This window comes from Mesorhizobium sp. RSR565B (genome assembly GCF_054719465.1).
This window is the reverse complement of the sequence record NZ_JBTTIE010000001.1, coordinates 3,963,359-3,986,018: the sequence shown is the minus strand read 5'-3', so window position 1 is coordinate 3,986,018 and position 22,660 is coordinate 3,963,359. Positions and strand designations below refer to the sequence as shown.

Genomic DNA, 22,660 nt, shown 5'->3' with positions numbered 1-22,660 from the left:
GGAGACATTGCTTGCACGATCCGCCTCGAATTCTCGCGGTCGACGATACTCCGGAAAATCTCGAGATCCTGCGCATGCGCCTCGAGGCAAATGGCTACGAAGTAGTGACTGCCGCGGATGGTGAAGAGGGGCTTGCGAAAGCCCGCGAACTCGAGCCGGATCTGATCCTGCTCGACATCATGATGCCGAAGCTAGACGGCATCAGTGTGGTGCGCCTGCTCAAGCAGGACATATCCCTCCAGGCGATTCCGGTCATCCTCGTCACGGCGAAGGCCGACACGCGCGATGTGGTCGAGGGGCTGGATGCCGGCGGCGACGATTATCTGACGAAGCCCTTCGAGCACCAGGCGCTGCTGGCGCGCGTGCGCTCTATGCTGCGCCAGAAAGCGCTTCACGATACCGTCGCAAGCCAGACCAAACTGCTTCAGGATCAGGCCACACAGCTTTCCGACTGGAACCGCTCGCTCGAGCAGACCGTGGCTGAGCAGGTGGCCGAGATCGAGCGAATGGGCCGGCTCCGGCGGTTTCTGCCCGCGCAGGTCGCCGACCTCATCGTTGCGGCGGGAAATGGCGATGCGCTTCTGCAAAGTCACCGCCGCGAGGTAACCGTCGTTTTCTGCGATCTACGCGGCTTTACAGCCTTCGCCGAGACCGCCGAGCCCGAGGAAGTGATGACGGTTCTTGGCGAGTATCACGCCTGTCTCGGCGAACAAATCGTCCGCTACGAAGGGACTTTGGAGCGGTTCGTCGGCGACGGTATCGTCGTGGTTTTCAACGATCCCCTGCCATGCGCCGACCATTCTGAGAGGGCCGTGTCTATGGCCGCGGCAATGCGCGATGCGATTGACGGGCATTCGGAGCAATGGCGGAAGCGGGATTACTTGCTCGGCTTCGGAATCGGCATCGCTCGGGGCCATGCAACTATCGGGCGGATCGGTTTCGATCAGCGCGCCGACTATGCGGTAATTGGCACTGTGTCGAACCATGCGGCTCGATTGTGCGAAGAGGCAAAGGCTCGACAGATTCTCGTCAGCCAACGGGTCTTCGGCGCGGTCGAATCACTGGTCGAATCCGCTCCGGTTGGTGAACTAACACTGAAGGGTTTTCGCCGCCCGATGCCGGCCTATGAAATCGTGCGGTGGGTCGGTCGGCCAAGCTAGGGATCACTGTGTCTAATGAGATAGATCGCCTTCTGCGCATTCGAGTGAATTGGGCCATACAAGGATGCCGGCAGCCAGACCGATCAGCGATCGCGAGGGTTCCGTACAGGGCTTGGCCCTGGCTGAGAGCATTGCCCTCGCCACGAACGTTGAGAAGGCGTATGGTCGTTAATCGCTGGCTGAAAGCGTTCTTGGTCAGCGACTGAAGAGCGACAAGACTCCGCCTTTATACAGGGCGTGCTTCGACTCCCGATTACTTGGCGCGCTCACGCATTGTCCGTCCTCTACTGGGGTCATTTGCTTGGTTCCTAGGGACGATCCGTTTGCCAAAGGAGCGTCCCGATGAAGCTAATTCAGAATCGTCGCGCATTCCTGGCCGGCCTGTCGGCGATCGGTGGTGCCGGGCTCCTCAATGTCCGCCCATCCAGCGCGGCCGGGGAGCCTGCTCTGGAAACGACAACCGTCCGCTTGGGACAGTGGGTCGGAGGCGCTTACTGCTGGGCGTCCATCTACCTCGCCGGAGAACTTCTGCGCGCCGACGGTTTCACCGATGTCCAATATGTCGAAGGCGACACGCACATCGACAATTCCAAGTGGCTCTCCGCCGGCCTGATCGATTTCGACATGAACATGCCGTCGATGCACATTAGATCGATCGACGCTGGCGTGCCGGTCAAAGTGCTGATCGGCGTGCATTCCGGCTGCTTTGAGCTCATCGGCAACGACAGCGTCCGCAGCATCAGGGATCTGCGGGGCAAGCGCGTCGGGGGAGGGTCGGTGGAGTCGCATCCTCACATCCTGACGGCCCTTATGGCCAACTACGTTGGGCTTGATCCCATGCACGATATCGAGTGGGTGGAGGGTGAACAGGCCCCTATGCAAATGTTCATCGACGGCAAGGTCGATGCCTACATGGCTGGTCCGCCCGAACCGCAGATCCTGCACGCCCGGAAGATCGGCCATACGATCGTCAACAACGGGACCGACCGCCCGTGGTCGCAATACTTTTGCTGCATGGTTGCCGGCAATGCGGACTATGTGAGCAGATACCCGGTCGCGACGAAGCGGGTGTTGCGCGCCATTCTCAAATCCGCTGACCTGTGCGCTTCTGATCCGTCGTTGGCGGCACAGCAGCTCGTCGATCGAGGCTTTCTACCCAACTATGACGAAGCTCTTGGGACGCTGAACGGTGCTCAGCACGACAAGTGGCGCGTGTTCGACGCCGAGGACAGCGTGCGCTTCTATGCGCTGCGCATGCAGGAGACCGGCATGATCAAGTCGAGCCCGCAACAAATCCTGGCCAACGGAACGGACTGGCGTTTCCTCGAGGAGCTCAAACGCGAGTTGAAGGCCTGAGACCTTAGCAGACGCAGCTCTCGCCTTGGCGCTGATCATAGCGCGGGCGAGCAGGATAGGCGCCCGTGTCGTTGTGCCATTTTCGCGGCAACTAACGGGCGGACGTCGGCACCAACCAGCCTCCAAATATTACACCGGCCTCGCCTTCGCAAGGGCGACGGCGACCGCAGCGACTTTAGATTTGCGCCCTATGCCGCCAACAACGCCATGGCCACCTGGAGCGCAAAATCGTGCGCAGCGTTGCGTATTCCACCTCTATCGGCCTATCGATCATTTCTGCGTCCGCACCGCTGTTTAAACTGGCAATGCCCAGGGCGAAACGGGATCGCACTCAAACCCGTCCCCACACAGCTTTCAAAGCTGCTCGGCCGTCAACTGACCTGAATACGGCGGGTCACCTGTCCGTTGCTCTCCCAATAGGTATGTTTTTTAGCAATCCATGGATCGGTCATTGCCGGCTGAATGTTGCCGCTCTTATCGATCGCGCGCGAGGTGACGGTGTGCTCCCCGGCGGACGGCTTGGGCCAGTCCAAAGACCACATCTTCCAAGCGAACTCAGCCTCTTCGGTGGCGTCAAGGGTCGCCGGCATCCACGGGCCTTCGTCGATCTTCACCTCGACCCGATCGATCGGTGCACCCCAGGCAGCTCCAACGATCCGGTAATCGCTGCCGATATGGGTCACCCGGGCCGGCGCCGATTTGAGGCGCGCGCGTCCGACGGAGGTTTCCACCCACACGATCTCACCGTTATGGTCCTCCTCGCGGAGCGTGACGTAGTCGCGTCCCATGAACCGGTTCTCAAAGCGCTGGTCGCGCAACTCGATGCGTTTGAGCCATTTCGCGTTTGCGACCCCGTACCAGCCGGGCGCTATCAGCCGCACCGGGAAGCCGTTGTCGGGCGGCAGGGTGGTTCCGTTCATCTCGTAGCAAAGGATGTTTTTTGCATCCATGGCGTCTGCGAGCGACATGCTGCGCGCGAAGTTCTGTTTGAACGTGACGTCATCGGCCTTCTTGATCTCGCCTTCGTCGGCGGCCCAGAAGACAACCTCGATGCCGCTGTCGAGAACGCCGGCCTCCTCTAGGATCGGTGCAAGCGGCGTGCCCGCCCAGCGGGCATTGCCGATCCCGCCGTTGAAAAACGGGAGGCCCGTATTGCCCGAACATTCGACCGTGAACGTGACTTCCTGGCGCGGCCGGGCCTTGATGTCGGCGAGCGTCAGGGCCAACGGCTTTTTGACTAGGCCGCCGATTTCGAGCTTCCACGTGGCTGCGTCGATGACCGGCCTGTTGAAATGCGCGATTGAAAAGAACTTGTCGTTGGTCGTCACCCATGAATCGAGGTCCTCCCAGACGATCTGATTCTTGATGACCTCCGGCACGGGGTTCGGCGGCAGCTGATCGGTCCATTTGACGACTTCCTCGCCGGGCCGTGCAGGAAAACCGTAAGCCCGCGAGGCATGGAGAGCGGCGATTGCGGCAAGAGCCGCGCTTCCTTGAATAAGTTCTCTGCGTTGAAGATGAGGCATTCTGTTTCCTCCCAGTTGATCCGGACTGCAGCTTGCCTTGTGGGCCGTAGCCTGATCACGGACAGGCGCACAATGAATGACTGCCCCACCCGGATGTCCGGACAGGTCAGGCAATCAGCGACGCATCTCAAGCATTTGGAGCATTGGACGAAACTCTGCTTGGGTTTCGTCTTTGAAGAATGCGCCTTTGAAATTGAAGTGTCCACAACTTGGACGGGATAGTGACCTTGCGGTGTTCCTGCTGATTCCCGGTCTTGCCAAAAATCGGAGCCCCTCGGATCGCGATCGAGGGCGACGGCAACTACCAGGCCAATCGAAGGCTCAATTTGTGGTTGACCAATTCAGGCCCATGACCCCACGCCACCTTTCCACGCGATCACAATAGAGATCCCCACCGGCTGAAAAGCTGCACTTCGTTCCGTTCGTCGTGACGAGCGCGCTGCGCCGACCGATCCCGAAGACTGGCGCAACCGTTACTCTAGCTTGGCGGTGGCGAAGCGGACCGCAGACTGAGGCGCATTACAGCTCAGTAGCCTTGGGCCGGTAGCTGACCGGCAGCTTCGGTCTGCGAATCTTCAAGGCCGGACATTCAGGGTTGGCGTGGGCGCGTCGTGACTTGACCTGAAGGGGAAGCTTAGCGCACCCGACGAAGGGTTCCAGCTTTCAAGTGGTCGGCCTAGACAGGATCCGATCATCGCCAGAATGGCTTTGCAAGTTCAGACTCCACTTCGTCCTTCGTCAACCCAATGTCGTCGATCATGTGCGGCGCTACCCCCGATAGTCGCGCTAGGTCACGGCGGTAGAAATGCTGTTGCCGCCATCTTGAGACATAGCCAGCTATTCTGATTGCTCGAACCTGCTGGAACAAGTCCTGAAACGTCGATGCAAGAAGATTGTTGCTCACCGTCAGGCCTCCGTGCCAACCTCGCGCTTGCAGATGACAACGTAGGCAGACAGCGTACCGGCTACAAACCAGTCTTTCTCTGGGGTAGGCTCAGAATTCCTGAGGTAGTGACAGTCGATGCGTCTCCCTTCACTCAATGCGCTTCGGGCTTTCGAAGCAGCCGCGCGCCACGAAAGCTTTGCGCGCGCGGCTGAGGAGCTATGCGTGACCGAAGGAGCGATCAGCAGGCACGTCAAGCTGTTGGAAACAGCATTGCAAGTGGAATTGTTTCGACGATTGCCCCGTCGGTTGGTCTTGACCGATGCGGGGCGCAATTTTCAACCCATCCTGGCGGCCGCGTTCGAAAGCATTGCCGCGGGAGCTCAAGACCTGCAACGCCAGCCTCGGCATCTGAAGGTTATCTGCCCGCCCACCTTCTCCATTCGGTGGCTGCTACCGCGACTTGACCGTTTCAAGCAGCAATGGCCTGCAATCGGTATTCGGGTAACGACCGCTCCTTTTGACTGGGAAATTTTCTTCGGAGGTGAGTTCGATCTCGCCTTTGACTGCGGTTATCCAAATCGGCCGAAAGATATCGAGGCGGTGTTGGTGTTGCAATCGTTCGGCACCCCAGTTTGCTCTCCAAAGCTACTGGAAAGGGGGGTGCCAATAACGTTTCCTGCCGACCTGGTTCACCATAACCTGCTGCATGAAACGCCTGATCGACACGATTGGAAAGTTTGGGCTGGGCGATTTGCGCCGAACCTTCTTGACGTGAACTCGGGTGAGGTCTTTCCCAGTGCCGATATGGCCTATCGTGCCGCCGCCATGGGTCAGGGCGTCGCGATTGGAGACCTCTCTGTGCTCTACCAAGAGATCACCAAGGGAGAATTGGTCCTGCCGTTCAAGGATATGCAGATCTCTGACGACACGGAGGCCTATCATTTGTGTTGCAGAAAAGATTGCTGGACTGACCCTCGTATCGCCGCGTTCCATAAGTGGGTTTCGGACGAGGCCACGTGGTCCTGAAGGCCGGACGGTCAGGCGCGCCCCAAACCGCCCGGCCGCTGCCGCCTCGGTGCGGTCGTTAGCCTTTCCCTCCGGCAAGGAAAGCTCCTGTCCCGAAGCTACCGCTCGAAAGGAACATCAAGGCCGCATCGGGGCCTGCCATCCTGACTACATTCAGGATGGCCAAAGCGGCTTCACCCGCTCAATCCGATATCTCTTCTCGAACTCACGGAGCACCATTTCGAGCGTTGCCTCAAAAGCACTCTGATCGAACATCATCGATTTCTTTGCCTTGTGAAGGTAGCGCCAGCCGGTGAAGGCATCTTGGTGTTGATACAGAATGTGACGAATGCTGTATTGCCGTCGCCTTGTCGATCATTGATGCCTTCGTGCGCCAGAGTGTGTCCCATACTCCTCTGGACGCACTCCGACTGCGGTCACCCACTCGCAACCAGACGCGCGTACTGTTCTTGCGTAGCTGGTGTCGCGTACTGGACTGGACGACCTTCGTCGGTCATCCACATTTCGCTCAATGCGTAGGCCACGCCCAACATTCCGGTCATTAGAGCGGCGAAGAATACCCAACCTCTCAGGGCGGCTCGCACATCTTCAAAGGCTCGGCGCCTTTCTGGTCGTCGTAATCGTCCATAGTCAGATCCTGGTTCGTTGGCCTCACTTAGTGCAGGCAAGAGCTGACGGAACGCCTGTCTATCCGCCTCCACAGCCTTCGGGATAGTCGAGCTTTCAGGCGGCTGACGGACCCGGGTCGTCGAACCCGGTGTCGAAAGCCGCCATGACATGGTTTGCCACTTTGTCTTGCGTCTCATCGGAACGATGGACGATGCGCAGTACCGGCCCGTCCGGTCGCCACGAGCCCGGCCCAGCACCCCCCGCCAGCTTCAGTCTCTCGCGCCTTGCGGCTTCTGGCTGATAGACCACTTCATGCACAGACAGCGTTTCAAGGCCACCGTCCGCTGTCGGAATGGACATGGACTGACCTTCGGCCAGACCAAGCAGCGCCAGGCCGCGCGAATTGGTGATCGGCAAAAGCATGCCAACCAGACCACGTATCTCGTCATGGGCGACGATGCGAGTTTCGGCAGGGCCGTCGTTCACCCGATAAGCCACTCGGCTACTGAGTGTCACGACAGTGGCCGGGATGTCTTCCCGAAACACCACAACTGCGCTCGATATCTTCTGTTGAAGGATAGCCGAGAAGGCATCGCCGCGGGCAGGTCGGCGCTCCTGCATCACTTCAAGAATCGTGTAGTCCTTGGTGGTCAGTTTACAGCTATCGATAGTGGGCATGGCGCGTCTCCAACCGGCCCCGGCAAGGGATCCGGCGTCAAGCAATTGATCGGGTGTGGAAAGCTACCCCCTGTGCGGGCCAGGACAGGCCGGCGCAGGGGTCACACTCCCGCGATGAGGCTGCCCGCGTGATTGAGGAGACGAATGGAAACGCCCATGTCTAGACGCCCGCAGCAATTGTCGAAGACGCTGGGGCGCGCCGATCGGCTACACCGCCTTCCGGAGCGGGCTGGCTCACGTCAAGCACCAACAATTCGTGTCGACGCCCGTCCCGCGCCGTCCACATGATCGACTGCCCAGCCGAGAGGCCGATCAGGGCTGTGCCAATTGGCGTGAGGATCGAAACCTTGCCTTCGGAGATGTCCGCATCGCCAGGGAAAACCAGCGTCACGGTTTTCCGATCGCCGGTGTCGGGCTTGAACGTCACAATCGAGCCCATCCGGACGGTGCCGGTGGAGACCCAGCCATCGGCGACGATGCGCGCGCGCTCGAGTTCGGCGAGCAGCTCATCTGCCGCCTCCGGATTTCGTGCGGCCACTGTGCTTGCAAGGACCGATAAACGTGCATGGTCCGACTGCGAGATGCGGATGTTCGGCTTGCGCCGAGTTTTCGTGTTGTTCTGCATTTGGATACTCATATTCTAGTTGGGCCAGTGCCGTCATCAAAGGTGGCGGGAACTGGCCAATTCGGGAAAATCTTCGTCGATGCACCAAAGCCCAGAGGCGGTGCACCCTACGGATCACATGTTGACTTAGGAGTGTTGCCCCTCGGCTCGGGGCGCATGGCAGCCGAGCCGGGGGTTATGATCCCGCGATGGGGCAAACCCGGAAAACAAAATCGCGAAGGATTTTGGCGGCGGTGCTCATAAGCTATAGTTGGTGACGTACTCCGCGAAGTCAAGGCGACCCACGCCAGCCAGAACGCTGATGCCGGCGGATCGACCACGTCCGGAGGGATCCGACAAGGTCCTGATTGGGGCAGCAGCGCTTGCGACATGAGGGAGCAGCCGCCTAGGATGGCACGCAGGATAGGCGCGAGTTCGTCAACTCAGATCACCAACTGTCCTGAAATCTGCCGGTGTCGAGACACCCGACGGCCGGTGCGTCGCGTCGAGATCGCCGGGCTCAAGGCAGTAGACTGATGTCGGCTTATGGCGGAAAATCCACCTAAGTGCACGATGACGGGAACGTCCGGTTTCAGGCTCGGGTGACGGGATGCCTAGCGGCCGATATAGGCGCATTGCGGTCCGGCAGCCTTGGGGCCGCATGCGGTCTGACCGCTTCTAATAGAATTTTTGGGGATAGATGCCGTTTCGACGACGCTCAAAATTATGCTTGGTTCGATCACCTTGCGCATTGACCCCTTTCGACGCCGCGAGTTGTCAACAACGTGCGACGCGAAGCTGCTGCTGTCTCCGAGGTCGCGAACCGCAACTTTTCTGGATCATGTTCGCCGTTCGAGGGGTGCGGCGGCTATTTTGAGGCGGGCACGGCCCGTCCTGCACTGTCCTCCGTCTTTTCCGTTGCGGGCGGCGCGATAAGGTTTCGTCTGAGCACGTCACCGAGTTTGAACGCTTCGGCGTTCGCGTCGAGCAACTCGCCCGCACGCGCCAACACGTGCGAGTCGAAACTCGCAAAGCCCAAAGGGACCGGCAAGCCCGATTGTTGGCCGATCGGCGCGTGGACCGTCGCGGCGACGAAGGCACCCGGGACGAGCAGCATTTCGAACCCGCCGGGAAATACACGGGCGTTCGACTCGTACCCGCGGGTGAAGGCTTCCTTCACCCAGCGCTCGGCGCGCTGTGCGGTCAACGAAATCGACTCTACGTTCTGCCGCACACCGAGATCCTCGTTCAAGCGATTGATCCGTTCGCGGAACTGTTCGAGGATTTCGGCCATGATCGAGGTGCTTCCCCAAAGTGGGGCCTGGGGCACCACCCAATAGATCGCAGCTGCGGCGTGGCGCGTTTTGCGCAGGCCGTAGCTTGCGACATCGAACAGCCTACGCGCATTTTCCTTGGTGAATAGGCTGCCGATGATCGGCACGGTCGGGCGGTCAGCACGGACGTCGCCGTGGCTCGTGAAGGCGTGTCGATAGAACCGCTGCACGCTTAACCCATCGCGGCGCGTCCATTCCTTAAGATAGTCTTGGGCAAGTTGGATCAGGAGCTGGTATGCCTCGCCATCGTCTTCCCGCCGCGCAACAGCCATGCGCTCGACCATCTCGGCGACCGCAAGCCCCACTGCCTCACGATCTGACAACTCGTAGTCTGACTTCCACTCGGAAAGGTCGATGTCGGGTAAGGTTGGCTTGAGCCCCGATGACACCAACCGGACGCGCACGAGCGTCGAAAAGCGCTCCTCAGCCGCCACCCCGTCGATGGAATAGAGCGTGCGTCGCGGGGTCGAGATTGGATCGATCTTCAGCGCGAACTCGCGAAAGAAACGACGGAACGACGACGGCACCCTTTCCGTTGCCGAGCTGACTTGCTCAACGTCGGCCAGCGGCAGCTCGGGAAGGTTCCGCTCGAAGTAGCTCAGAAATTTCTTTTCGGCGGGCGCCAGCGAGATGAGGTCGAAGCCGACGCGTGCGATCTTGCGCTCGACCTCGTAGATAAGTGGTTCTTCGACACCAGGGCGGAAGAGCGAAAGCCCCGTCTGTGTCAGCGTGATGCGTCCCTCGCTCCGACGGATGTAGTCGGCGTCCTCGACCTCGTGGAAAACGTAGGCCATCTCGCGCCGGCTATATCCGAAGAAGGACTGGACCGCTTCCTCTGTGCAGCTTCCCATTGCGCGGACGAAGCGAATTAGAAACTCGGCTGTCACGGAGACCTTGCCAACATCAGCGACTTTGTGCTCGACGACGAACCGACGACAGGGCAGCGTTAGGTCGATCGTCGCCAACTGGAGCGGGCCGTCCTCCGATTCTTCGACGAGCCCCTCGCGCACGGGGCCAAGCGTCACCTTACTGCGGGGCTGGACGGTCATTGTGCCTTCTCCAAGGCGCCATCGATGGGCGCGGCGTTGAGCCGATTCTCCAGTAAAGCCATTGCATCTACTTCCCTTGCGTGCCCGTATTCAACGTTACTGGCAAAGGCCCGCGCGATCCGGTCCATCGGCCCGGCCTCCTCCCATCGCTTCAAGCTACCCACGATAACGAGGCGGTCCATCGCCCGGCTGATCGCGACGTTGATGCGGTTGGGCCTAGCGAGGAATCCAGGCCGAATTGTCTTGAAGCCGCCCTGCACGGGCCCGTCCCAATTATTGCGAACAAGCGACACGATCACGATGGGGTTTTCCTTGCCCTGGTAGCTGTCGATCGTGTCCACCTTCATCGCGGCTCGCAGCGAGGGATGGATCGGTGCCAAGGCGATTTTGCGCCTCACGAGGTCACGTTGGGCCGAATAGGCGCAAATGATCCCGATGCCATGGGCATGCGTTGCTTGTTGGGCAAGCCAGTCGAGGAACAGCTGGCATTCGCTCCATCGCTTAAGAAGGCTTACGATCACGTCTGCCTCAACCGTATTGGTCAGGCTCTTGCGATGATTGGGATCGGCTTGCTTGGCGCGCTCGCCAAACGGCGCCGTGTCGAACCACGTGACAGGCGCGCTGAGGTCGGCAGGTAGCGCTTCTGCGTCGATGATCGGCGTCACGCGACCATGCTCAAGGCGCTTGCCATAGAATGACCGCGAGACAATCTCACCGATCGGGGGGAGCATACGATATTGCCGTCGCAGCGTGTGACCCGCGGCAATCCCATAGGGTGTCTCGAAGATGCGCTCGAAGTCGCTCCTCGCAACCTCCGCCACGCCCACGCCGAGGCGCTCGGCGACTTCGTCGACCACTGACTCCGGATGCTGTGGCTCAAGCTGTTTATGGTCGCCGACGAGTACGATCCATGCGCCCGCCTGGATCGGCACCGCGAGCTCGCTGGCGGTGCAGCGCGCCGCTTCGTCGACGATCACGAGGTCAAAGGGTGTTGAGGTCAAGCCAAGCGCCGATCTGCCGAGCCCCACGCAGGTCCCAGCGACGATCTGGCGCGTTCCGGCGAGGAAAGTTTCGAGGCTCCGTTGCTCGGTCGAGACTGTTCCCACGAAGTCGCGTGCTAGCCCTGCGACTGCCTGGAACCTAGCAACACGGTCAGCGCTCGGGCGCTCGCCCTGCGGCATGGCCTGGAGGCAGGCGTCGACAATCGTCGTGACAATCTTCTCGGCCGCCAGGTCGGCGGGCAGCGTGTCGTCTATGCCAAGCGGCAAGACCTGCTGGCTGATTGTCTCGCGAAGCGCTGTTACTCGTTGCGCCGAACTTTCCTCGTCCTGCAAGCTGGCCAGCCGGGCCGCGACGGGCCTTATCGCAAGCTCGACATGGGTCAGCGCGTCCGTCAGCGCCTCTGGAATGCCCAGTCCCTGGGCGGCGACGGCCAAGCGCTCGCGCATCTCGGCACGGAACCTATCCTTCTGGAGCTGCTCGACTCGCTCGACGTGGAATGGCAGCAGGCGGTCTGAGACAACACCCTCGTTGCCGACGCGAAGGATGCTCGGTATCTCACCCGCCCGAGCGAAGAGCTTAAGCACGGCCTCGGCGGCATTGTTGACCGCTTCATGCGCTTGGCTTGCGAGCAGGACATTGCGCACCAGCCCCAAGGTGAGAGCGGCATGCACCAACGCCGCAATGAAGACCGTCTTGCCTGTTCCCGGCGGCCCCTGCACGAGGGCGAGCGGGCGTGTGGCGAGCACAGCTGACAAGGCCTCGGCCTGCTGGTCATTGAGCTCGTACTGCTCCTTCAACTTTTCGACCGGCTGGCGATCGGGCAACGACTGCGGTGTTGCCGCGGTGCGCGGATCGAGGATTCCGATCAGGTTGCGCGTACGCGAGGTGCGCCCGACGATCCGCCTGACCGCAGCCTGGCGACGGTCGAGGCTGGTCTCCTCCATGCGGCTCCGGAAGCGAAGCTCGTCGCCCTCCCCGACTAGCGGCGGTCCGTTTCGCTGCTCCGGCCGCATGCTTTCCAGATAGAGCGTGTCAGGCTTGGATCGCTGGAGGTCGAGTTGGCCGACGGGCCGCCAATTGCCTCGGCGGTCCTCGCGCTCGACCATGACACGGTCACGCCGATTGTAGTCAAACGACCCACTCAGCAGGTCAAACTGGACCTTGTGCCGGTTGATGCTTATGTCCAAGACGCTGTCCTCGGCAACCTGCCCGTAGGTGACCAACTCCCGCTCGGCATCGACGAGGATCCCCCACAGCATCGCCACGTCTACCTGACCGTTCGGCGGTGGCTCAGCAGCGATCGCCTCGATCAGGTCGTCCTCGGGCGACTCGCCTGAAACGATGTCGCGTTGTTCGGCGGGCTGCTCGCCCTCCGCGCTCACCTCGGCCTCCGTCGCCCTGGGCTGCGTCGGACCCAGGGCCGCAGTGACATCCTCGCGTTCGAGCAGCGGAGTGAGGTCTTCCAGATTGGTAACTGGACCGTCCTCGACGATGATGGCAGCTTCGAGTGACGCGAACTCGAACCTCTGGAAAAGCCTGATCCTCGACTGCTCCAGAGCGCGCCGGTTGAGCCGGTAGGGCTTTCCGTCAGCCCCGATGCTGACCTCAAGCTCCTCGCAGGCCCCGCGGATAATGAGCGTACGTCCCCAGGGGGCGGGGCGCAGGAAATAATGGCCCTCGTCCGGTAGCAAAGGGCCTGCCCCTACGTGTGGGCTAGCGAGCCGGATCGTCGCCAAGTCCGCGTCGTGCGGCTCGCCGGCTGCCAGCACATCGATCAAGGGAAGCAACGTCGCGTTCGCCGGGTCGTCGGTTCGCACCTTCGCGATTGCCTCGCGAAGGCGGCCGGATATTCTCGAATCGCTTCCGGCGAGGAGCTCCTCGCCGATGACTGTGACCGCGAAGCAATCGCGTTCGAAGCGACCGCCGCTCTCGGGGGCATAGCGCGCAGTTACAGTGTCGCCTTCGGTGGCCGTCGTAAAGTCACTCAGGTCGACGATAACCGGGTCGCTCGGTGCTGCGGGATCGACGAGGATGTTGGCAGGTTTGAGGTCGCCATGCGCCAGGCGAAGGGTGTGCAACTCCTCGACGCGCCGGGCAAGAGCGTCGATTAATTGAAGCCGCGCTTCCTCGCCAAATTGCTCTGGGTGCTCCGCCATCAACAGCGCGAGGTCGGGGCGATCGATCCACTCCTGGATCATGACGATCGCATCGCCCAGCCACATCGCACCCAGAATTTTCGCGCATCCCTCGGGCTCGACTGCCGAGAGCTCGGCGAGCTGATCTAGGAAATCAAGGATGCGCGATCCTTCCTTCTTCTGGTCGCCCCACGAAGCACGCTTCCAGACCTTTACCAGCACCTCGCGACCGTCCTTGCAGGAGCGCCACAAGGCGCGCGTCTCGTCGTCTCGCAGGATCTCGGCAGGCGGATAGGCCTGGAAGAGAGCCATCTGGCTCTTGATCGCGCCGCGATGCCGCTCAAGCCCTGCTACGACTTCCGCAGGCGTGGGCCGGATGGCGACTGCAGCGTTGAAGGCCGTCAGCGCGTCCCCCGCGTCCTTGAACCGGTGCATTGGGTCGGGCGCGAGCGCGGACGCCAGCCAGCCGTAAAGTTCGACGTAGTCGGATGCCTTGTCGCACTCGCTGTCCCACTCGGGAATTCCGCTCGAGGTTGCAGGGCCCGTGCCCAGGAGGATGCGGTGAATGGCGGAAGCGGCGAGGAACACGTCGCGACGTTTAGGGGTTGTTTCGACTCCGAAGATGTCCTCTGGCAGCTTGCCTGTTGACAGAAACTGGAAGCGCGACTCGCCGAGCGAGCGAACATCGGGGTAGCTTGCCGCCATCAGGTGCGAGAGCCGAACGGTTGACGGTCGCTGCACCCAGACGCTGTGCTGTCCGAGGTCGAGGTGCGCTGCCTCCGCGAGGTGAAGCGCGTCGAGGGATGAGAGCAATTGGCGAGCCAGTTCGATTCGATCGACCCGGCTAAGGTCAGCTAGCTCGGAGCTGCCAAAATCTGTCAGACGGTGAAGCCGGCGCCGGCGGTCATAGACCTCCCAGTATCGTACGCCGAAGGTCGGGTCGCGCGTCTTGCCGCCGACAATCACGCTGTCGCACTGTTCGCTTCGGTCCTGCAGGTAGGCGATGACCTCCTGCTCGCGACCGGCGATCTCGCTACGTCCTTCTTCGGTCTGGAAGCGAGTTTCCGCCTTGGAGAAATCCCATAGCCGCAGGACTCCGAGGGTTGGCGACTGCCGTTCGTCGCTCGCCTCGAACTCCGCGAAGATTCCCTCGGGGTGCTCGAACACCGGTGCGGCGGACGAGGCATAGAAGCCACCATAGGTCCGTCGGCCAGGTACGAAGACGCCCTTGCTCATATTGAAGAACTTCGAGAGCTGGTCCTTCCACTCCGCCGAGGTCAGGATGCCAGCGGGTGGCCCTTTGCCGAACACCTCGATCCGCTTGGGAACCGACTTGAGCGAAGAAGTGAACGCCGCGACGGGCATTACCGCCCGCCGCTCGGTCTCCGAAATGCCGCTGAGGTCTGTGGCCTTGGTCAGGACCACAAGGCCCTGTACCCTAGGGACGATCGGCTTTGCGCCCTTGGCGTGGCGCTTGAGGTGGGCCTCGAGCTGAATGAAGACGTGGCGCGCGTTGGCAGATATCTTCGCGACCGGCGACGGGCCATGGTCCCGCCCGGCGTTGTACCAATGCCCATCGCGGCTCTCGATCGGGCCGAACCAATCCTTGAGATCGACGACGAGTATGCGGTCGTCCGCCACGATGATGACGTCGATCTCGCGGCTTGAGCCGGGCGCGGTAGCAAGGTCGAGGTTCGTATAAGCGAACCAGTGCGAAGGCAATGAAGCTAAGGTCTCGATGCCCTTCACCTCGCGCACATGTAGGCCGTTCCCGCAGTTGATGATCTTCAAGCGAATTCCCCCGAGCCGCTACCGCGGCCACTCCAGATGTTAGCTTTCGTTTTTGCGCTGGCAACTTCCTTTGAGCAGGATACGCGCCTTGGCGGAAGGGGGTAGATCATAGCGAACAATGTTGTCCAGAAGATCGCGGGCCACTGGCGCGGGTCGACCGACTACGTCGCAGTCCTCGACCGAACGGCGGCTTCGGGGCTCTGCCGTGGACTATCAAGATGGCGATCGGAATGTCTGCTTCCAGGCGAAGGCAAAGTTTGCCTCACCGTCCGAAATTGGGCGCACTGCTGCCGCTAGCACTCCCAAAAGCGAACTTTCGATTTCTGGTCCATGACATCCACATGTCCACATCCGCCATACAGATCCGGGGCCAGCCAGGTCAGGATGCCTGTTCTGTTCGGAAAGCTGTGAGGATTTCTATTGTGCGGATAACGCAACTCGCCACGCCCCTGAGCAGTCCTGCTGCGTCAATGCCGCGGCACAAACAGAATACCGTGTCGGGTTTGTGCGGAGCCCTCTACGCTGCACCTGGTACTTGTGGTATAGGAATGACACTTTCTTTTTCACGGAGATTCCGATGAGACAGATCGAAAGCCGCCTCAGTCCGCCAATGCGGCAGGCTATTCCGATAATTCGACGCGTTTTCAAGCAATATGCGCCGAGGCGCGTCGAGCTTGAATTCACTGCAGGACAAGAGTGGTATAATCACTCTCGTTGGTCCCTGCATCATTCCGGTAACGCAGTTGATATCAGGACGAAAAAACTGTCTGATCTTGGGGTCGGCATGTTTTCAACTCTCATGGGATACTTTTTGCAGAAGGAACTTGACTCTAACTTTGGAAGCGCAAAGTATTTAGTTCTGGTGAACGACCTAGGGCCTATGTTTCCACATATTCATGTTCAGTATAATCCCGGAGCGAGGATGAGCACTCCCGGAGATGACGACGGAAAGCGACGGAGACAACGACGTCCAATAGTGTGAAGGTGCCGAACGCTAACAAACGTCCCATCACAAACGTCTTTTTGGCTCGATGACGCGCCAATATTTCGCGGTCGGATCCGCAGAGCATCCTTAGCCACGCCTTCTCGATTCTTAATGAGAACCTCCCCGTCGATTTTATCTCGGGCTGTAAAAGCGCACCGCCGTGGCCATCATGCCGCATCGATTATCCGAGCGATCGCTTCGGCGCCGTTCTGCCACCCATCCGATCGTAGCCGGGCGCACGCGCTGACAACACGCTCGCGCCATGCCTTATCGAAGATCAGATTGAGTTTGCTCCGCAACTGCGAGGCGTCGGGCTCGACTGCGAGGCTTGCTCCGCAACCGTTTTCCTCAGCCCATCTGCTACGAACCGACTGCCGGTCCATATCCGGAGCATCATTGGGAACAAAGATGCTCGGAACCGTGCCAAGGATATGTTCGTGGAAGATGTTATAACCGCAACGCGTCACGGCTGCGTCCCAAGCGGCGCTGTAGCGGAAGGCGCCGTCGACGCGGATTATCCGATGACGGTCACTAGACGTTACGGTGCCGATGGTCTTCTGCATCGGCTCCAACTCGACCACACAAGTGTTTGGCCTGCCCAGCAGATCTTGCAGAACGCGCTCGCGCATCCTGACGTAGGTATCGATTCTGGTCGACACTAGATCGACCATGATGAGCGTCCGGTCACGAGGCAAGGCAAGCGCATCGCGGGCTTGTTCTCGCGAGAGTCTCTCATTAGGGTTGATCACTAATACGGGCGGCACCCGCTCAACGGAGGCCCGGTCGCTCACGGTCGGTCCCTCATCGAGCGCTTCGGCCAGATCGCCCGGCTCGATGATGGTGCTGAAATGAATGCCGGCGCCAATATAGGAGCGATGTATCTCAGGCCACATTGCACGCCGAATCCATAAGGATTTCAATGGCTTTCGTGCGCGCAATACATCGATAACCCCGTCGAAGACGAAGTTGACGTCATAGACAAGGGTGTCGGCACCACTCATGTTCAAAGCAAGCTCGATCTCGCGCGCTAGATTTGCGTGCCATTCCGGCTCCGGCTCACCGGTGGCGTCATGATGCGGGACAAACTGGAACGGAAAGCCGTTTGCAGCAATCATCCGTGCCGCATAGGACATAGTCAGGAAGAAGGCGCTACGCTGAGAGAGGCGGGAGGCGATGGCCAATTGGCGGCTAATATGGCCGCGGCCAACGCCGTTCGCAGAGACAAAGAGTGCAGCGGGTCGACGATCACGTGACGGAAGCTGCGGCCGTTCTGAAATGCCGCCAACCGGGGCAACAGTCCTTGGCGCTCTCACTCCGCTCTTCTCTATGAAGAAGACCGCATTGTTGTTGTAGCCGCGCCATTGGTTTTCCGGCACTGCTATTTCGCGTAGTCGTTCTGGCGGAACCATCAAACTGGCATCATACGCTTCCGGCACTTTCACGACTGCCGCAATCGTTGAACTCAGGTCCTCGGTTCCGAAAACGCGGTAGTGATCGGTCTGGCCGAAGTTCTTCAGACGGTCGCTCTCACTGTCGGAGAACGATTCTCTGAAGCCGCCGCTCATAAACGGGACAGTGAAGGCGTGCACACCCCCCTGCGCCACGAGCAGGTCGAGTTGCCGCAATATGGTCTTGTAGTCACATGCAATGTGCTCCAACACATGATTATGTATCACGATGTCGAACGATTGCTCCGAAAACTCAGCAAGCCCGTCGCATAGATCAACTCGCGCTACGGAAAGGCCGGGATATTTGGCCGGATCAATATCGCAGGCGAAGTAGCCATCGCCAAAGCGCGCGCACAGAGCGCGCGCCAGCCCAAGCTCTGGCGCGATATGGAGAACACGGCGGGCTCCGTTCAGATACGACCGGGATCGGAGCAACTCATAGAGGAGCCGGTGGCGTTCAAGGGAATGGCAACCGTCGCATTGGGCTCTCGGTCGCACGAAAATGCTCGCCGGGTTCGGTGCCATGTCGACAAATCGGGAGCATCCGCAAATGTTGCAAGTCGGTACCCGCCCGCCCCTCCAGCTTCCAGCATCGGGTCGCGGTGACATCGATACTCAATCCTCTTTCGTAATATCCCAGTCGGTGCGAACCAGCCTGGCGTGGTCTTCGATATAACTCGCGATGTCCTCGGAGCCATTCGTCCATTCGATCGCCGTGCAGCGGTCAATGATGTTTGCTTGCTCGGCGGGATCGAGCAGGCGGTCGACAAGCGCCTTGCTGTGAGCCAAGTCGAAATTCCGTCTCAAAACCAACCCTCGTCCAGTCAGTTCGGCCCAACGGGCGCGAGCGAGTTGGCGGTCCATCTCCTCCGCTTCGTTCGGCACGAACAGTGTTGGTATCGCTCCCAGCACTTGCTCATGAAACGCGTTGTAGCCCGCAGCACTCACGGCTGCGTCGAAAGCCAAACTGTATCGAAAGCTTGGAAACAGCGACAGGCGCTTTAACCGTGGATGGTCAGGCACGCCCCGAGGATCGACAATGTCTAGTGGAGAGCGGATGTCGAGCACCATGGTGTCTGTCCGCCGGAGCAGCGCGTCGACGACGGTCCTATGCACACTGGACATGTCGTAATTGGCACCAGAGCCAAGTTGGATGGCAACCACCTTTAGGCTGTCGGCCAGATCGAGCGCTTTTCGGGCCACCTCGCGCGGCAGGCGTTCCGAAGGCGCGACGTGCAGAACCGGCGGAACTAGGAACACTTCTCCACGACACGCTGCGGTCGGGCCGGTGTCAAAGTCCTCGGCTAGTTCACCGGGCTCGATAACGGCATCGAATTTCGATGCCAGCTCAAGAAACGGCCGATGGACTTCCCGCCACATCGGGCGCCTGACCCAGATCGAAAACATATTTCGATGAGTGGCTACGGCGCGCACCACTCCGTCGAACACCGCGGTCGCGTCGTAAGCGAATATGGCAGGCTTTAAATGAGAGATTAGGTCGAATAGCTCTTCCGAAAGAACGCGGTTCCAGTCACCGACGTCGGCACCGAGATGCCGATGATATGGGAAGAAGTGTGCAGGATAACCTTCCTCAATCACCGCCCTTATGGAATAGGACATTGTCGCGAAGTGCGCCTGCAGGGTAGGTGGTAAGTGGCGCGCTATAGCGAGTTGCTGTGCCAGATGCCCGATGCCAATGCCATTTGAGGACATAAACAGCACATTGCGATCAGGCAAGGGTTGCAACGACGAGAATACCGAGCACGCAGCAGCAACGCTAGGCGTCACCCTAAACGACCGCAGTCGCTCGACGTAGCGCTCGGCCATGTGGCGCATTTCTACATGCGCGCGAGCACGGGCTCCCTGCTCTGCATAGGCGACAGGGTCGTCGACGAAACGCTTGATCACGCGTTCCACTTGTGCCGGCGCGGAGTAAACCGCCGCACCGGCGAATAGGTCTTCGAAATGGGGAGGCAGTATAACAACAAGACCGATCGCCATTGCTTCCAGAACGGTGCGCCCGAATGCCTCTGACCAGTCGTCACTATGGTAGTAGACATAAAAATCGAGTGAGCGAAGGAAATCTGAGGTGCCATCCCACGAAAATGGCAAGAGCTCCCAATTCGAAGGTAGGTCGCCATATAGCTTCTGCAAATAGTCGCCCGCGCCCAATACCCGGACACGGTACTTCGACCCGTCAGACGGATAGGCCAACAAGGCGGTCTGCCTTGTGTTAGGCCATTTGAGCGCATCGGGGCGCGAATGCCGACCGATCACGACCGGGGTCGAAACGTTCCGAGGGGGGCGTTGTTGCCAGTCGTCCAGGTCGAGGAGATTCTCCCAATCGGCTTCGGTAGCGTTGGCGTGCGGCGGCAGAGTTCGTGGCAGGCTGTTCCGGACGACGGAACTGACCGGCGCCAGGTGGATTTCCGACCCAAATGCATCGAAGCAATTCCTGACAATCCGGGGAAGATCGTACTGGACGGCATATTTCCGATCATAGCAAGGATGGTGCAATACCACCACGACACGGTCCGACCGGATTCGGATGGGGCGTGTCGGCCTATTCTCCATGATCGTGGGGTGATGAATTATAACAAGGGTTGCTGAGATTCTCACGTCGGGGTCGAGCCTTTCGGCAAGCCCGCTGTCGAGGATGGCGCGGATATGCGGGTGAACAGGAAAGGGAAGCCCCAGAAGCGGCCCCTTCACCATCAAAAGCCCAATACGAAGGCCCATGCGTGCCGCACACTTCATTTCAAGCGCGATTGCCGTCGAGGTTCCTCCCTCGAAACGAACGTCAGCAACGAAAACAATGTCGAAGTGTGTCACGTCCCCCGCACCGGCGTTTGATCAACGGATGACAATGCCGCGGCCAAAAATCCGTCGATGTTCTGTCCGTAGGCGATAATGTGGATAGGTCGCCATTTGGCTACCAGCAGCGCCCAGCGTTCGGTGAGGTACTCCGGCCAAGGCATTACCGCAGCATGGAGACGCTGCTCCAGCAGCGGCGGAAAATATTCGAAGATTGCCCCATTGCTTCGAAAGATGCCGAATTCCGACGAGTCGGTAAGAAAGACCAGGCGATGCTTGGGTTCGAACTTGCGCGAGGTAGTCTGGATAATCTCATCGAGAAGATCCGATTTCACTCCAAGAACCGTCACCATTACGAGTGGTTTGGCAGCTACGCTCCGGTAGATGTGCATATCGTCTTCGTCGGAAGGAATCTGCTTATCGTTGCGGCGCTTAGCGAACGGTATAAGCGATCGAAGCCTCATATTTCACCTGCCTCTCTACGCGTTTCAGTGAAAAGGCCGATTCATGGACTTTTATTCAGCCGGCGTTCCTCGGCAAGGTCAATGGCCACAAATCAATACTGGGCGGTGGCATTCTGTCTGCAATGCTGCCTTGGGTTGTCGGAGCCGAGACCGCTACACACAAACGTTGCGCTGACCCTGTCATCTCGGTCTCGAGTCGCAGGCATGTAAATCCCGAATTGTCACCCTCCCCCGGCGGCGATGCCACCGGATCGACAATCCAGGCAACGTCGCCGCTATCGACGATCTCTGCAGCAAGAGTTTGCCCTCCGATGGTGAGCGTTGCCGCCCTTTGCCGCCAGAAAATTTCTGCTTGGGTGAAGGCGCGCCAGTTGATCCGGATGGGTTCCAGCGTGTCGTGCTTGCGCGTGATCTCATCAACTATCCAGACGTATTCGCCATCGATCACAATGCCGCGACGGTGACGCACTGGGGAACTTTCGTCTTCAATCTCAAAGGCGGCCGCAACGAAGTCCACTTGATCGGAGGTCCCCAACCATCGCGCATGCGCCCCCAGCGACTGAGATCTACCATTGAACGTGATCGTGCTATGGCCAGCCGTCCCAAGTCGAAAATAACTGAACCGGGCGTCAAGGTCGAAATACCCGGGAAGCGCGTAGTCGTCACGTCCAAGTTCGCTTATGAAACGGATTTTGCCAACCTCAAAGACGAACGATCCCAAATCAAGATGTGCGTGGTTGATATCGTTGCGCCCGCCTTTGAACCCGATATAGGCCTCAGAGGTTCCGATGGACTTCCGCAAGATACAGATTCCCGCCCCCTGAAAGGCGGTGACCGGTTTCTGAACGAATAAACTCGACTCCTGTTCTTCGGAGAGCCACAAGAGGTCGAACGGATGAAGATTGCCAGGCGAAGTCCGTTGCCATAGAGCCGCCTCCGGCTGGCCGCTATGACTGGCAAGCCAACCAAGGATCGGCGAACGGCCGGGATGCGGGACCGTATCGCCGAAATCGAAGCATGCACCTGAGGGGGCAGTGGTTTCCCGGTTGAAGAGCCAACTCGCAGCAAGGCCCGCAGGGTCGGGGATTATAAAGCCCCTTTCACTAAGCGCGGCCAGTGCCACGACGGCGTATCGTGCAGAATGCTCCCAGTAACCCGGGCCTTCGGCATAACCACCATCGAACTCAAAAGAGGACAGGCCATGGGCGAGTGCGGCTGTCGCGCGCGCAATGACTTCCCCCGCTAGTTCTGCATGACGCGCACCAACTGCCAATGCTGCAACGATAAGGCCGCTACAGCAAACGACATTCCAATTGTGTGCCGCTGTCGTCCAGTGCGCTGCGGCGCGCAACTGATCGAGGCCCGGCCGCAAAGCTCTCTCGGCGAGAGAGTCTTCTAAAAACACGCGTTCCGTATGTGACGTCGCCGGACCGAACCATTCCAAGCCAAGGGCAAATCCGCATGCCATTTCGGCAACGTCGAGAAAATGGGACGGATTCCAGCTATCGAAAGCTGTAGCGTTCTCAAGTTCAGAAACGCCTCGACGGCGATAGCGATTGTTTCCCGTCAATATCGACGCCATTCCCAAGACGGCGACCCGATCGTACAACCTACGCGCCGTCGGCAGAATTACGCTCCGCCCCGGCTCGCGTTCCAACAGAAGGGGCGGCAAGTCCATCAAGCAGTCGGCATCCGAAAGGACACTATCCGCAACCCTCCGCGCGAAGGGGTCCGAATCGACTGATCTTCTAATCCTTGCAACACCATGTCGTGTGACAAAAAGCGGCGCATTC

12 protein-coding genes are annotated in these 22,660 nt (G+C 59.7%); 3 read left to right on the top strand and 9 right to left on the bottom strand.

The annotated features are described in order from the left end of the window. The first annotated feature begins 11 nt into the window (after positions 1-11). Both ACYG9R_RS19350 and ACYG9R_RS19345 read left to right on the top strand, forming a co-directional pair. Positions 12-1,160: a response regulator gene (locus ACYG9R_RS19350; protein ID WP_023825058.1), complete on the top strand. Its 1,149-nt coding sequence runs from the start codon at positions 12-14 to the stop codon at positions 1,158-1,160. Between the two features lie 342 nt (positions 1,161-1,502). Beyond that, positions 1,503-2,516, top strand: a complete 1,014-nt coding sequence (locus ACYG9R_RS19345; RefSeq protein WP_023825059.1) for an ABC transporter substrate-binding protein — start codon at positions 1,503-1,505, stop codon at positions 2,514-2,516. A gap of 371 nt (positions 2,517-2,887) precedes the next feature. On the opposite strand, the gene ACYG9R_RS19340 is transcribed toward ACYG9R_RS19345, so the two are convergent. Further along, positions 2,888-4,042, bottom strand: a complete 1,155-nt coding sequence (locus tag ACYG9R_RS19340; protein ID WP_023825060.1) for a sulfite oxidase — start codon at positions 4,040-4,042, stop codon at positions 2,888-2,890. Between the two features lie 1,021 nt (positions 4,043-5,063). On the opposite strand from ACYG9R_RS19340, the gene ACYG9R_RS19335 reads away from it, so the two are divergent. Further along, positions 5,064-5,954 carry a LysR substrate-binding domain-containing protein gene (locus ACYG9R_RS19335; protein WP_023825061.1) on the top strand — a complete coding sequence of 297 codons (891 nt, stop codon included), beginning with the start codon at positions 5,064-5,066 and terminating at the stop codon, positions 5,952-5,954. 723 nt (positions 5,955-6,677) lie between these two features. Here the strand turns inward: ACYG9R_RS19335 and ACYG9R_RS19330 are convergent. From ACYG9R_RS19330 to ACYG9R_RS19295, 8 genes are all read right to left on the bottom strand, one after another. Continuing rightward, on the bottom strand, positions 6,678-7,241 hold the full coding sequence (locus ACYG9R_RS19330) for a nucleoside-diphosphate kinase (protein ID WP_023825063.1): 564 nt from the start codon (positions 7,239-7,241) through the stop codon (positions 6,678-6,680). Between the two features lie 160 nt (positions 7,242-7,401). Then, the gene (gene rnk, locus ACYG9R_RS19325) at positions 7,402-7,866 is read right to left on the bottom strand and encodes a nucleoside diphosphate kinase regulator (protein ID WP_023825064.1); all 465 of its coding nucleotides are present in this window, start codon (positions 7,864-7,866) and stop codon (positions 7,402-7,404) included. An 847-nt stretch (positions 7,867-8,713) separates the two neighbouring features. Continuing rightward, entirely contained in the window at positions 8,714-10,228 is a 1,515-nt protein-coding gene (locus ACYG9R_RS19320; RefSeq protein ID WP_023734928.1) for a hypothetical protein, read from the bottom strand. Next, positions 10,225-15,156, bottom strand: coding sequence for an AAA domain-containing protein (locus ACYG9R_RS19315; RefSeq protein WP_023734929.1), 4,932 nt, complete (start codon positions 15,154-15,156; stop codon positions 10,225-10,227). The genes ACYG9R_RS19320 and ACYG9R_RS19315 overlap by 4 nt, the downstream gene beginning before the upstream one ends. Before the next feature lie 1,152 nt (positions 15,157-16,308). After that, positions 16,309-18,114, bottom strand: a complete 1,806-nt coding sequence (locus ACYG9R_RS19310) for a methyltransferase domain-containing protein (protein ID WP_023734918.1) — start codon at positions 18,112-18,114, stop codon at positions 16,309-16,311. 90 nt (positions 18,115-18,204) lie between these two features. After that, on the bottom strand, positions 18,205-20,421 hold the full coding sequence (locus ACYG9R_RS19305) for a glycosyltransferase family protein (protein ID WP_023825065.1): 2,217 nt from the start codon (positions 20,419-20,421) through the stop codon (positions 18,205-18,207). Beyond that, positions 20,418-20,867 (bottom strand): hypothetical protein, encoded by a 450-nt coding sequence (locus tag ACYG9R_RS19300; protein ID WP_023734920.1) that lies wholly within the window; start codon positions 20,865-20,867, stop codon positions 20,418-20,420. The genes ACYG9R_RS19305 and ACYG9R_RS19300 overlap by 4 nt, the downstream gene beginning before the upstream one ends. Positions 20,868-20,922: 55 nt before the next feature. Then, positions 20,923-22,449, bottom strand: a complete 1,527-nt coding sequence (locus ACYG9R_RS19295; protein ID WP_196813637.1) for a heparinase II/III domain-containing protein — start codon at positions 22,447-22,449, stop codon at positions 20,923-20,925. Positions 22,450-22,660 lie beyond the last annotated feature (211 nt).